The sequence below is a fragment of the Bacillus sp. AY3-1 genome, from assembly GCF_008368785.1.
In the GTDB taxonomy this organism is placed as follows: domain Bacteria; phylum Bacillota; class Bacilli; order Bacillales; family Bacillaceae_G; genus Bacillus_A; species Bacillus_A wiedmannii.
Genome location: NZ_QORZ01000032.1, coordinates 17,668 through 31,138, shown reverse-complemented (window position 1 = coordinate 31,138; position 13,471 = coordinate 17,668). Strand labels below are relative to the sequence as shown.

The following is a 13,471-nucleotide window of genomic DNA, read 5'->3' as shown; positions in this document are numbered from 1 at the left end:
TAAAGCTAGTTCCCTTCATTCAATAGTATTTTCTTCATCACAACCGCTATTAATATCATTATGAAACTAATAACTAATATAGGTAAATAAATTTTCATACTGAATTCTTCAAACATAAAACCATAAATGACTTGCCCAATCGGTGCCATACATTGGGATACCGCTGTTATAATTGCCATTACTTTTCCTAAGTGCTCATTTGGTGTTTTCTTTTGAACTACAGTAATCACATAGATGGATACAATTGTCATGATCATTGCAATTAGAATAGAAGAAAGTATAAAGAGGATAAATGGTGGATAGTATCCTAAATTAAGAATAAATGGTGTAACTGATAGTGCCATTGGTATTACTAATAAAGCTATTAAAATCATCCAATAATACAATGTTTTCATCTGTAGCTTTTTCGCAAAAAAACCTATTGATAATGCACCTATAATAGTAGCAAAATCGATCAATCCCATTCCAATTCCGTATAACGTGTGGCTACTTCCCATTGTTACTCGTATAATAATTGGAGCACAAACAACAAATAGCGGTGTTAATATTAAATTTAGTAATGCGGCTAAAAGCATTGATTTCAAAATAAATTGTTGTTTTAAAACGAATATAAACCCTTCTTTCATATCCTTTACAATTGTCGGTATTATATGGCTTTCTTGCGTTCTTTTTATAAAAGGTATTGTAATAAACATTTCCAAAATCGTAGATAAAAAGAAAGCGAAGCAACTTATTATTACGAGCATTTTCAAACCAATTATGCCGTACAATATTCCTCCTAATACAGGAGCAACTATATTAGATAATGCTTGCACACCATTTACGATACCGTTCGCTTGTTCTAACTTTTTCTCTGGAACTAATTGCGGAATACTCGCCATTACTACCGGTGAGTACATTGCACTAATGATCGCTAGTAAAAACATAATTGTTCCGATCAATAGAATAGATACAGATCCAGTAAATAACAAAACTATAAAGCTTAACACAATCGCAGCGTTTATAAAATCAAATATAACCATTAAATTACGGCGATTGAAACGATCTGCTATCGCTCCGCCAAGAGGAGCTAGCAAAAACGGAATACTCGTAACCGCATATAGTCCTGCGAATATATCAGCACGCCCTGTTATATCTAATACATATAAAGACAGAGCAAAACGTAAAAGTGTTGAACCTAAAATAGTAATAATTTGCCCACTTACCATTAAGTGAAAATCTTTCATAGAAGATTTTATACTTGCTGGCATCCTCATCACACCCTTCATTTAATTTAGACCGACTGTCGGTCTGTAATAATTAAACAGAAATCATGATTTCTGTTTAATTAAAACCTCAACCATATAATTAAAGGATCCTTCTTTCGCTCCAACAGATACTTCCATCATTTTAATATAAGCTTTAGCTCTTCTGATCATTTCTTCCGGTTTCCACTGGAATAAACCTTCATCAAATATGACTTGTGCTGAAGAGAGTAATAGTTCAATCGTTTCTTGTGGGTATGGTGTAGAAAATATGCCTTCATCGATTCCTTGTTCTAAAATCTCTGCTAAAACAGGAGATAAATGAATAATGGATTGCACTATACTTTTTTGATGCATTTCTGCATTATTTGGTTGATGAAATTGTTCAATCATTTTATCTTTAACATCCCCTGATTTTGGCGATTGCTCCATTAAAACTCGAAATAATTTTTCTAATACCGGGATATTTGGATTAGAGACAATTACTTTCGCTTTAGCAACATCATCTTTAATGATCCTTATAATGATCTCATCCATTACTTCTTCTTTCGACTTAAAATAGTGATAAAATGTCCCCTTTGCTATCCCTATCTCTTTTAAAATGTCATTTACTGTTGTTTTCGTATAACCTTTCGTAACAAATAAACGTTCAGCAGTTTCTAAAATTTCCTTTCTACGCTCCTCATACTCCTTTACTATTCGCATTCACGTTCCCCTTCCCACCAGACCGACTGTCGGTCTATTTAAATTATATGTTTAGTTAGTAAAAAGTTTCCTATTATTGTTTATATACAACATTCTTCTTTCTATTTCCTTTATAAATTTTTATTTTTTAACTTCCGTTCAATTTGTTTAAAACGTATCTCATGTTTCTTATCGTCACCTTTCATTTTAGGAAAAGAACGATGCCCCCGCTTGATCCTATTTTTCTTGATTCTTCATTCAGACGCACAATACTTTGTATTTTTTCAGCTCCTTTACCACAAGTCTACGCATCTCCTTTTCATCGATGACTTCAAAAAATGACAATTGATTCATACGATACGGTTCCCCTCTGTTCGATCTATTTACTTATGAATGGATTATTTTGTTAAGTTCCAATATGTAATTTTGCATATTTCATACTTTTAATTTTTGCACATGCGATAATTTATTTATAAAAATATAGATTATTAATAAGGGTGATTTATATGAGCAAGTTCCGAAAGAAGATGATTAAATATTTGCAAACATTTTGGGGATGCTTAGCATTTGGTGTATTAATGTTTGCTATCTTCTTAATTATGGATTTAACAGATACGCCTTTAAATTCATTAGGCTGGAGAGACTGGTTAGGTTCTGCAGCAGGTGCAGCCATTTTATCTGTTGGGATGTTTACTTTAAATAAATTGGATTTAAAATAAATATTCGGTCAATACTGTATGTAGGCTGTATGCCAAATCTCATTTAAAGTAGTTTTCCCTGTATCTCCTTGTATTGAGCAGTTAGTTTTTTCTAGCTGCTCTTTGTTTGTAAAAAACGAACTCAATTGACTACACGCACATATAATATTCTGTGTTCCTTTCTTTATAATTTGAAATAGTCATTACAAAATGAATCTCGTCACGAGAGCACTTTATTGAGTGCTCTTTTTTGATTTTTGAATACTTATTAAATGAAATTTTTGTTTAATTTATAAAATAAAAACGCTTGTCCACTTCAACCCATTCACCATCGTATATTATCCAACCATTATAATCGTATAATTCTTCTTGTATTTTCCATTCACTACGATACATTCTTTAATTCCCCTTAACAATCCTTGCCCTTTTATATAATTGCTTTCCAACTTCATGATTTACTTTTTGCTACCTTCACCTCCTATGACGAGCAATTATAGGAGATGAAGGTATGAATGAAGAAAATATTGTTTTACATGGAACTGCGGTTAAATCAAGTTTAATCGATTCAACACTCCTATCTATTTTTCGTCATTCACTTTACCAACAGAAGCAACAGAAGCAACAGGTTCAACGGTATTGATTTAGGAAGCGGACTCCATATATATTAAAAGCTTTTTGGAGTGAACCCATGTTCCTTATATATTATGTAATGAGTTTATATTTGTGACATAAGGGCTTAATTTTTTATTTATTTTAATTTTCAAGGGCCTTTTTCTTATACTTGTGTGTTAACCAATTCATAAGTTGTAGTGTGTAAGTGGGTGAATGAATGATAAGGATGGTGTAAAAATGAGTGAATTTAAAAAGAAATTTCATATTCCATGTGATTGTTTTCTCCCCCCTGTACCCCCACCTCAAGTTGGACCGACTGGACCGACTGGGCCGACTGGGCCGACTGGGCCGACTGGGCCGACCGGAGCGACTGGACCAACTGCTGTAGGATGTTGTCCATGTAATAATGTTCTTAACAACCCTGGATTTGACATACCACCTGTAGGAGTAGATCCAGTTCCAGGTTGGAATCAAGTCGGTTCTGTTTCAGAAGTAGGTTTTCCAAACGTTCATAGTGGTCGTTTTCTGCCAGATGGGTCATTTAGTCTCTTAGCTGCATCAATTGGTCCAGGTGGAAGTATTAATCAAACAGTTGATGTTGACGAAGGTTGTTGTTTTACATTTTCATTTGCTGCAGATGTAAGGGATGGTGCATTTCTTATAGCTTCTGTATCTTTTCCAGAACTTGGGCAAGCATGTCCCCCAGCCCCTGCAACTCTTGGTCCATCAAACATTCCACATATTGTACCAGTTATGAATCAACCACAATCTCTTTTCCAACATTATGTTCTTGTTGTGTGTATACCTGCTACTGTGACTATAGCTTGTATTTCTTTCCAAAATACTGCTACAGGTGGTGAAGGCGCAACAGCCTTTGTTGACAATGTTGTATTTCAACCTACTGGTGGACCTTGCACTTCATGTTCACAAAATTTTTAACACATTAATACGCTTGAAAATTCCCTTTTTTCTGGCGAATACAACAACTATTAAAGAGGGCCTTCTAGCTCTCTTTTTATATTAGGAATCATTATAATCTGGCCCCTCAACCATGACTCCACTCACTATATATTCATTAATAAACCATTGGTTACTCTTCATTTCATTTCATTCCAATAACTATTTTATATTAAATCCGCACATCCCTCAGAAGCATACATACGATATTATGTTGTATTCTTTTTCAATATCAGTGTTTAGCCGAGAGTACCTTGGATGGCGCTCTTTAATTTTCAAATAACATTTTTAAGTAATTACGAGAGCGGATTTTATTATGTTGTACAAGCACTACTTCGCCTTTTTAAATAAACTATATAGACATCTAAATGAAGGGAGATTTATATTCATATGGCTGATTACTTTTATAAAGATGGTAAAAAGTATTATAAAAAACAGTCACATTCGGGCAATCAAAAAAACAACTGTTTTATTGAGACGCATACAATTGCAGGTTCTGAAGAAAATGCAAATGGAAATATACCTGTATCTGTTTTCCTTGAAACTACCACTCCACAAACTGTATTTGAGGATTTTACAAACAATCACAATAAAACATTAATCCAGTTATTTGTTGTTGGTATGAGTGCACCCGTTCAAGTAACTATTCTAACAAGAAGATCTAGCATACCAATTACTACTACATTACAACCCGTTCAAACAAAAATATTTCAAGTTGAAGATTTTCAAAGTCTTACTTTTACCAAACAGGAAGGTCCTACTAGTATAGTTAGTTTATTTGTGCAAAAAACATTTTGTATTTGCTGTAACGATAATAAGGATTCGTGTGATGAATATTATCATGAGTGCAATTAATAGATTAAATCACTTGAATAACTCTTTATATAGAGGGTTCTTTTCTTTTTTTAATGTCGTGTGAAATATACCAAGGTTTGAACCCCTAATCCTAGGGCTTCTTTATTTAAATAAGAATTTTAGTGAAAATAAATTTACTGTTTATTCTAAAAATCCATACACTTATATGAACTTTAAAAAATACAAAATATAGTCCTTGGTCCAAGAGCACCACACTCTCTGTCGGTGCTCTTTTCAGTTAAATAATACTTTTGCGAAAATTCTGTTTTCTAATTTTTCACTTATCCATTTCACTTTGCTCTATTTTCGCATTTATTATTAGAAATACTAATTTTTTAGAGGTGAAATTATTATGGACGAGTTATTATCTTCCGCTTTAATAAAAGCCTGATTTACTCGGACCTACTTTACCAGCTATTCCACCATTCACTCTGCCTACCGGACCAGGATGTATAGAACCCCTACCAACTTTCACTCAAATCGTCTATGTAAACAAAGCTGGTGATGACGCTACTGCTGATGATTCTGAATGCGCACCATTTTTAACAGTGACTGCAGCAATGGCATCAATAACAGATGCTATAGCACCATTTCCGGATCCTTTAAATATAACTAAACGTTATGCTATCTCTATTGGACCTGGCAACTATATCGAACCATTAATTCATTTAAAAGCTAACGTTCAATTAGTAGAAACTAGTACTTTATTGACTAGATTACAAATTCCTTTCGATATAAATGATCCGTCTTGGTTTGATTTAAACTTTTCCCAGGATCCTAGATCTGGGTTTGTTAATCTGACATTACTAAGTTCGCCTCTTGATTTTAACTTTCAAACGGCACAAAGTGTTTCAGGTAAATTATTCTTTGTTAGCGTTAATATAACCCCTACTCCTATATTCACAACTTTATCGACTTCTCTGAATCAAGTGAATATCCGTGATTCAATATTATCCGCTGGTTATACTCAAAATGGAATTAACATGGAAATGTTTGCTTCGTTCGTTTCTAGTGGCAATATTACTATTAATTCGCAAGCAATCACAGATACCCAAGTCAACTTAGTTGGTGGAGGAATAAATGGTAATGTCATTATTAATGTGCTACCTGGTCATATTCCAATTGCCCCCTTAAATTTAACCAGCTTTGCTATTACAGAAAACATCTTCAATTCCAGCCCTAATTCTGGAAATTTATTTGTCAACGGCGCTAATAACGATATTACAAGAGTCAGAGCGACAGTTGATTCATTACCTATTCGTTCCCGAATAAATCTTATAGGAACAAATACATCTTTAATTAGAGTTGATGATGCTTTCGATTTAGCTTATACACCTAATAATCCAGCAAACTAGGCTCCTCTTCCGCCTACTACAGTACAGGAAGCTTTAGATGGAATTGCTGCATTGCTGGCAGTAACTATCGGTACGCCATAAACATCTTAGAATGAACTTAAATCCTAATTTAACACGAGCTAAATTGCTATGATATGTGAAAGAAAAGTCTCTTCAAATCTGATTGGAGAGACTTTTTTGTTACTAAGCAAATCCGATATCTGAAAATTAATATACATCATAAACAAATTGTATTAAGCTTTATTTCCATCATTATTTTTTTGCATAACCGCTATTTTATTTTCCTCTGCTCTAAAACCAAAATAGAGTAAGCCACAAGTAGCAAACGAACCTAATACGGATCCTATAATGATTCCAAACCAGAACATAACGTAACTCCTCCTATACATTAATTCAGACATTTATAAAAAATTAAAATATATAAATGCAACGTAAAACACTTGTTAAGATTGCTGTCATTCGCACTATTTGTTCTGATAACGTTATATAATCAAGATGCAACAAGCGACAAATGTGGGAAATAATATTCGAACATTTTCTTTTTAATACTAAAGGTGTCAGTTACTACACCTTTTACATCACCGTTTGGCAAATAGATCATGAATTCTGCTTTATATGTAATTGCATCAAACCGTTTGCCATTCTTTTTATAACCAGGTTGTAGAACAAACGATGGTTGCAAATCGATTGCCTGTATTTCACCTGCACCTTGCTTTTCTTTTAACAACTCATAATATTTAGATTGGGCTTCTGAATCAAAGATACAATCATCTAGCTCAACCTTTTTATTGTTATATTTACTCATTGTTTTTCTCTTTTGTTTTACTAATTAGCTGATTAATTTCACAAACCCCTTTTATTAAACATCCCATGTTTCTTCACCCCTTGAATATTTTTGAAATAAAAATACATACTATTTTCAAGCCGCCGTGTCCACGGCTAATACTTCTTTCTTTTGTTACAGCAGAAGCAGGTAGGTTCTTCACTTATCTGCTTTCTCTGTATATTTTTTAAGAAATCGATAATAATACCAACAAGCTGTTTGAACTAGCAGCTTCACTCTTCTCATAATGGGGATGCAAATTATCACAATTAGCTAACTCATTGAACACACTGGCAGACAACCAAAATTGTTGTCTGCTTTTTGCATGGAATTTTTCATTTTACATATACTAGTTTTGAGCCTGTTACCAATGCAAGCCATTTTGGTGTTTTGAATTCCGACTAAGCTTTTTGTTGCATAGATTATTACATCTTTGACAACACTGATTTAAAGCGCGTTTTCTGGTTATTCGTAGTTCTAATCCAGAATAATTTTTCTCCTATTAAAGGACAGCAGATACGACTGCTAGTCCTTTTTTCTTATACCGCATATTCCCCCTTCTGGTAGCTTCGAACCACATTACCCTCATCATCGTAATAAGCAATTTCCCAAAAATGATGACAGTTGTGCTTTTCAATTTCTCCATCGAACAAAACGAACAAATGAGTTTTCCAGTTCCAAACGATCGTACCCCACATGCCAGCTACATTTGCTCGCCCATGTAAGCAAAATGGAGGTTGCGATAATTTCACATTTGTAAATAAGAAAGCTCAATCTTCGCCCGCCCTTATTTTTCCATCTGCCAATATGAGTTAAATCCTTCATAAACTTCTCTTGTTCCATTTCGATAATTGCGGAATGTGTAATAAAAATACTCGCTCGCTACATTACCTTTTCTTTCAACCAAAGTATTCTGCCGAAATAGTAGACATAATAAGTTCCGTTCTCTTTTTGCTGCAGCATAACATTCCCGTACCATTTGAATGTGTTACGAATTTCTTTCACCAAATCGTCCAATTCTTTGTTTGCAAAAGATGTTTTCGTATCGTTATACCATTTGATTTTTTCATAATCCGTATCATCAGCAGGGGCGCTAGTACAAATTGCTTTCTCTCGATTTTTTTCGATTAAATATTGTTCATACGTAAGTTACACTTGTTTTTGAATTGCGACATGGTAGTCCCTTTCCCTACTGGTTTTGGACTATAAAATTCTTTTTTTAAGTTTTAAAACTTATTTTAAATACGGTGAATGAAATTTTCGTTTTTTCTCGGCATCACCCTTGTTGTATACAAGCAAAAAAAGAGCCGCAACACTTTGCGACTCTTTTTGAATAATAACTATTTAACGGCCACGTCTTTGCTGACCTTGTTTTGTACTACCTTTTTTATTACTTGGCTTATTAAATGATCGATTATTTTCATTTCTCGAACTATTTCTTGAATCACTTCTTGAGCTATTTCTCGAATCACGTCTTGAACCTTCACGGCTATCTCTTTGACGATTTTGACCTGATTTCTTCGGAGCCGGCTTTGGTACCGGTTTTCCATTTTCATCTACACGTTTTATCTTCGGTTGTTCGATTATTTCTCTTTGTATTGGTGCACCAAGCGTTTTTTCAATTTCTTCTAAATGTTTTTCATCTTTCGCTGCAACGAACGTAATTGCAAGACCTGATCCACCTGCACGTCCTGTTCGGCCAATGCGGTGAATATAACTTTCTACATCTTCAGGGATATCAAAGTTAAATACGTGCGTTACACCATCTACATCCAGTCCACGAGCTGCTACATCCGTTGCGATTAAGTACTGAATTTTAGCTTCGCGGAAACTCTTCATAACTCTTTCACGTTTCGCTTGAGGTATATCACCATGAAGTTCAGCACAATTATAACCTAGTCCTTTTAAATTATCATAAAGCTTACTTGCTCTAACCTTTGTACGACAGAAAATAACTGCTAAAAATGGCTGATCACGATCCATAACAAAACGAAGTGCATCTGGCTTTGCACGATCTGTCGTCTCAATGACACGCTGCTCAATTGTATCTACCGTTACTTCTTCACTTTGTACTTGAATCATTTGCGGCTCATCCATATAACGCTTCGCCAATTTTTTAATATCTTTTGGCATCGTTGCTGAGAATAACATCGTTTGTTTACTACCAGGTGTCTCATCTAAAATATCTTCAATATCATATAAGAAACCGAAATAAAGCATTTGATCCGCTTCATCTAGTACAATCGTTGAAAGATTACTTAAATCAATTGTTTCACGTCGTATATGATCTAATAATCGACCTGGTGTCGCTACAACAATATGTGTATTACCTTTTAATTTTCTCAATTGTTGTGCTACATCTTGTCCGCCATATATCGCTAGTACATTAATATCTTCTCTTTGAACAAGCATTTTTTTAATTTCAGTTGTAATTTGCAGTGCTAGTTCCCTTGTAGGTGCAACAATTAAAGCCTGAACATCACTAGACTTTGGATCGATTTTTTCTAAAATCGGTAACACGAATGCTAACGTTTTACCTGTTCCTGTTTTCGCCTGCCCAATAATATCTTTACCTGACATAATAACAGGAATTGCCTTCTCTTGAATTGGTGTTGCTTCTGTAATTCCATTTTCACGTAATGTATGATTAAAAGTTTCACTAATTCCTAATTCTAAAAAGTTTTTCAAATAGACCACTTCTTTTCCTTATTTTTCACATTAGCTTTCATTGTACCATTTGTTTCGCCAAATATGAAAAATAAAAAAATTCTTATCTTCTTTTTTTATATTCATCCTGTACTAGATGAACAAATTCTTTTTGCTTTTTCTCAGATTTTATTAATGCTTCCATGTTAGTAGAAGACAAAATGAACTTTTTAATTTTTCTATTACTCCAAATTAATTTTGTATACTTTGTATCTTCGTGTAGCCTTCGAAACCACTCAAATTCACTTAATTTTGCAATATGATGTTTTAATTTCATATCATTTCGAGGATAAAATAAAATTATATCCATTATTATATCAAGCAATAAACTCATCTTCTCCCCTCCTATACATATATATTTCAAATTTACGGAAATATAGTTACAGGGTGATGAAATTGACCACTACATTCATAAAGATATTTTGCATATTTTTCTTACTATATTTTCAATCGACCTCAATTATTATGGCAAAATCTCAAACAAATGTGATAATTGAATTTAAACAAGCTTTACTCAAAAATGATAAAAAATTAATGCGGTCATATGTAACAGAAGGGATTGAACTACCTACTTTCCAAACAGATAAACATATTCATGAAATTAAAATAGTACCGTCTCCAAAAGAAGATACTACAATTCTTATTTCCTATTTCAAAGAAACTGATGGCGAATTTACTATCGGTTACATTTTAGAAATAATAACAAAAAACAATAAAATATCTCAAATTAATCAAATTTATGATGGAACTAATCCATTTATGAAAGAAGCTACTATTGTAAAAGAATATGAAATGAAGTGTAAGGAACATATACTTACTCCTACAAAATTCCCGTTCGAAATTCACGAATTTCAAGGGTACATCTATAACGATTACTTAAACCTCCAATACTACAATGAAGATATTAATGGAATTTTTAAAATCACTGTTTCACCAGTTCAAAACAAATTATGCTTCTATTTACTTAGGGGAGCTAAGTTCTACAGCTTAAAAAATAATATAAAAGCATTATATAATCCTCATTTTGATTCAGCATATGAGCTTATCTTTCAGCAGAATGGTTTTCAATATACAATTGCAATTGGTAACAAACGCTATATAAAAGGAAAATATAACGTAAAGGATTTAATTCAAATTGCAGAATCTATGAATTAAAAAAACCGATCTTTTTGATATAGGAAAGATCGGTTTTTTATTATTTTATACAGTAAGCTTTCCTCCATGATAACAATAATACGTTGCTGCTTTAAGGTTTTTAATTCTCTTTAAAGATTCTTCCGCTTTTTCTATATTTAAACAAAAATTCGGATTAGCTATTACTAATTCATTATTATCTTGAACGGCCGCATCCCCTGTGATTACACATTCTAAGTCTGGAAAATATAATGAAATATGCCCTGAAGTATGTCCTGGCGTCGCTACTATTTGACATTCATTATTCAAAATCATTTGACCATCACATACTTTTTCATCGACGGAAATATGTCTTATATTTTTTAATTGCTGTATAAACCACTCACCAAATTCTTTCTCTTCAATTGGCATATGTTCTAACATTTCTTCAGCTTGAACTAGTCTCTCTGATTTTATTTCACCATTAATGTAGTTGGATTCTATTTCACTAGCAATAATATTAATGTGAGGATATTTCACTTTGAAATCATATAAAGATCCTATATGATCGTCATCATAATGAGTAATAATTATATTTTTTAAGTTTTTCATCTCATACCCATGTTTTACAATTGCATCTTCAATTAAAGGTAAAAAGTTTATATAACCTGTATCTACTAAAGTTAATTCATTGTTTACTATAATTAAGCTCGGAGAAATACATTGTTTTGCCCCGTTAAATTCGAATTCAATTGGTAGTTCTATTATCTTCATTTTTCTTCCCCCCATACCCGTTATTAAATGTTTAATAATAAATAAATCATCCACATACATTTTACTGTACATACTTATGTAACGAAACACTGCGAATCATTACATAACCAACATTCTATTATTTTGAACAGGTAATTTCCTATTTTTATGGAATATACAATAAGAAAAACAATAAAATTGATTATTTCCCTACTTCTTTGTCTATCCTTTTAAAAAATCGATGTTTTTGTAAAAGGAGTGTATATATGGAGAAACAGACACTTTGGAAAAAATTCAAAAAAAGCTCAGCAAACCTCGGTAAATCTAGCGTATATGAAAGTATTATTTTGTACTACACAATGAGAAAAAAGGGGTTACCTACTAAAGCGAAATTCATCATATTAGCCGCTTTATCCTATTACGTATTAACAATCGACTTCATTCCAGATATAGCTGCTATTATTGGGATTGGCTTATTAGATGATGTTTTAGCAATTGCTATAGCGCATAAATTTGTAATGAGGCACGCAGACGCTGAAATTCGAGAAAAGAGTAAAATCAAAATGGAGACATTATTTACTTCAACACAGGCATAATTAAAAAGAGCTAAGATCATTCCTCTTAGCTCCTCATTTATAAAAATATATTTTTTAAATACTATTTCACTTCATTAGCTACAAAAAACTGCTCACAAACACTTGAAATGCGCTGCAAATCTACGTTTCCACCAGATATAACCGCTACTACTTTTTTCCCTTTAATATATGTATCCACTTTCCCTGCAAGTAGAGCAGCAGTAGCTAATGCACCTGCACCTTCTACAACAGCTTTACCACGCTGTAATAAGTCTTTCATCGCTACTTCTAATTCACCTTCTGATACAGTTACAATATCATCTACTAATTCTTTTACAATTTCAAATGTTAATTCCCCTGGTATTTTAACTGCGCAACCATCTGCAATAGTAGGCGCCTCATAATGTTCTACGATTGCTCCTTTATCGTAAGATGCCTTCATTCCATGAACATTATCTGCTTGGACACCAATTATATTAATGGATGGATTAAAAGATTTCAATGCTACAGAAATACCAGAAATAATTCCGCCTCCACCAATTGGTACAATGACAGTATCTACATCCCACATATCATCAAGAATATCCAAACCAATTGTACCTTGACCAGCCATTACCTCTACATCATCATATGGATGTAAGTATGTTTCACCTGTTTCCCTTATTATCTCCTCACATTTTGCCTTTGCATCATCAAAGGTTTCACCGTATAAAATCACTTCTGATCCATATCCTCTAGTTGCTTCAACTTTCGCCTGAGGTGCTGAAATCGGCATCACAATTTTACTCTTAATACCAAGTAAATGAGCAGATAAAGCAACTCCTTGCGCGTGATTACCGGCGGAACAAGCAATTACTCCTCTCTCTTTTTCTTGATCTGTCAACTGTGACATTTTATTAAACGCACCACGGAATTTAAACGAACCTGTTAATTGCATATTTTCTAATTTCAAATGAATTTCTCCACCCGTTTTACTAGTCAAATAAAAAGATTTTACTAATGGAGTTTTACGAGCATTTCTATCCAGAATGTTTTGAGCTTTTTTAATATCGTCTATATGTAATGGTAGTTTTTTAGTTATCATACTAACACCTCT

At 33.2% G+C, this 13,471-nt stretch carries 14 protein-coding genes and 1 pseudogene; 7 read left to right on the top strand and 8 right to left on the bottom strand.

Annotation, left to right across the window (positions count from 1 at the left end):
• Nucleotides 1-5: 5 nt before the first annotated feature.
• Both DN389_RS26355 and DN389_RS26350 read right to left on the bottom strand, forming a co-directional pair.
• Nucleotides 6-1,268 carry an MFS transporter gene (locus tag DN389_RS26355; RefSeq protein ID WP_254980977.1) on the bottom strand — a complete coding sequence of 421 codons (1,263 nt, stop codon included), beginning with the start codon at nt 1,266-1,268 and terminating at the stop codon, nt 6-8.
• Between the two features lie 42 nt (nt 1,269-1,310).
• Complete coding sequence (locus tag DN389_RS26350) at nt 1,311-1,949, bottom strand: TetR/AcrR family transcriptional regulator (protein ID WP_070168820.1); 639 nt, start codon at nt 1,947-1,949, stop codon at nt 1,311-1,313.
• 485 nt (nt 1,950-2,434) lie between these two features.
• Here DN389_RS26350 and DN389_RS26345 point away from each other — a divergent pair, with 485 nt between their 5' ends.
• From DN389_RS26345 to DN389_RS26330, 5 genes and pseudogenes are all read left to right on the top strand, one after another.
• The gene (locus tag DN389_RS26345; RefSeq protein WP_000033155.1) at nt 2,435-2,647 is read left to right on the top strand and encodes a hypothetical protein; all 213 of its coding nucleotides are present in this window, start codon (nt 2,435-2,437) and stop codon (nt 2,645-2,647) included.
• 487 nt (nt 2,648-3,134) lie between these two features.
• Nucleotides 3,135-3,266, top strand: coding sequence for a hypothetical protein (locus tag DN389_RS29015; protein ID WP_254980976.1), 132 nt, complete (start codon nt 3,135-3,137; stop codon nt 3,264-3,266).
• 209 nt (nt 3,267-3,475) lie between these two features.
• On the top strand, nt 3,476-4,177 hold the full coding sequence (locus tag DN389_RS26340) for a collagen-like protein (RefSeq protein ID WP_149237759.1): 702 nt from the start codon (nt 3,476-3,478) through the stop codon (nt 4,175-4,177).
• Between the two features lie 408 nt (nt 4,178-4,585).
• A complete protein-coding gene (locus DN389_RS26335; RefSeq protein ID WP_097860307.1) occupies nt 4,586-5,050 on the top strand; it encodes an exosporium protein D in 465 nt (154 codons plus the stop codon).
• Between the two features lie 425 nt (nt 5,051-5,475).
• Nucleotides 5,476-6,486: pseudogene (locus DN389_RS26330) on the top strand (exosporium leader peptide); the annotation flags it as partial.
• Between the two features lie 152 nt (nt 6,487-6,638).
• On the opposite strand, the gene DN389_RS29010 reads toward DN389_RS26330, so the two are convergent.
• The 4 genes from DN389_RS29010 to DN389_RS26310 all read right to left on the bottom strand — a co-directional run bounded on the left by DN389_RS29010 (nt 6,639) and on the right by DN389_RS26310 (nt 10,268).
• Nucleotides 6,639-6,773 (bottom strand): hypothetical protein, encoded by a 135-nt coding sequence (locus tag DN389_RS29010; RefSeq protein ID WP_254980973.1) that lies wholly within the window; start codon nt 6,771-6,773, stop codon nt 6,639-6,641.
• A 122-nt stretch (nt 6,774-6,895) separates the two neighbouring features.
• Nucleotides 6,896-7,210, bottom strand: coding sequence for a DUF1064 domain-containing protein (locus DN389_RS26325; RefSeq protein WP_098190470.1), 315 nt, complete (start codon nt 7,208-7,210; stop codon nt 6,896-6,898).
• A gap of 1,362 nt (nt 7,211-8,572) precedes the next feature.
• Nucleotides 8,573-9,925 carry a DEAD/DEAH box helicase gene (locus DN389_RS26315; RefSeq protein ID WP_060488805.1) on the bottom strand — a complete coding sequence of 451 codons (1,353 nt, stop codon included), beginning with the start codon at nt 9,923-9,925 and terminating at the stop codon, nt 8,573-8,575.
• 73 nt (nt 9,926-9,998) lie between these two features.
• Nucleotides 9,999-10,268: a hypothetical protein gene (locus DN389_RS26310; protein ID WP_000054887.1), complete on the bottom strand. Its 270-nt coding sequence runs from the start codon at nt 10,266-10,268 to the stop codon at nt 9,999-10,001.
• Between the two features lie 56 nt (nt 10,269-10,324).
• Between DN389_RS26310 and DN389_RS26305 the strand changes: the two genes are divergently transcribed.
• Nucleotides 10,325-11,089: a hypothetical protein gene (locus DN389_RS26305; protein WP_088080034.1), complete on the top strand. Its 765-nt coding sequence runs from the start codon at nt 10,325-10,327 to the stop codon at nt 11,087-11,089.
• 45 nt (nt 11,090-11,134) lie between these two features.
• On the opposite strand, the gene DN389_RS26300 is transcribed toward DN389_RS26305, so the two are convergent.
• Nucleotides 11,135-11,821 (bottom strand): MBL fold metallo-hydrolase, encoded by a 687-nt coding sequence (locus tag DN389_RS26300; RefSeq protein ID WP_097857205.1) that lies wholly within the window; start codon nt 11,819-11,821, stop codon nt 11,135-11,137.
• Between the two features lie 245 nt (nt 11,822-12,066).
• Between DN389_RS26300 and DN389_RS26295 the strand changes: the two genes are divergently transcribed.
• Nucleotides 12,067-12,396: a YkvA family protein gene (locus DN389_RS26295; RefSeq protein ID WP_000415075.1), complete on the top strand. Its 330-nt coding sequence runs from the start codon at nt 12,067-12,069 to the stop codon at nt 12,394-12,396.
• 61 nt (nt 12,397-12,457) lie between these two features.
• Here DN389_RS26295 and tdcB read toward each other — a convergent pair whose 3' ends face one another.
• Nucleotides 12,458-13,459, bottom strand: a complete 1,002-nt coding sequence (tdcB, locus tag DN389_RS26290; protein ID WP_098190467.1) for a bifunctional threonine ammonia-lyase/L-serine ammonia-lyase TdcB — start codon at nt 13,457-13,459, stop codon at nt 12,458-12,460.
• Nucleotides 13,460-13,471: the final 12 nt, after the last annotated feature.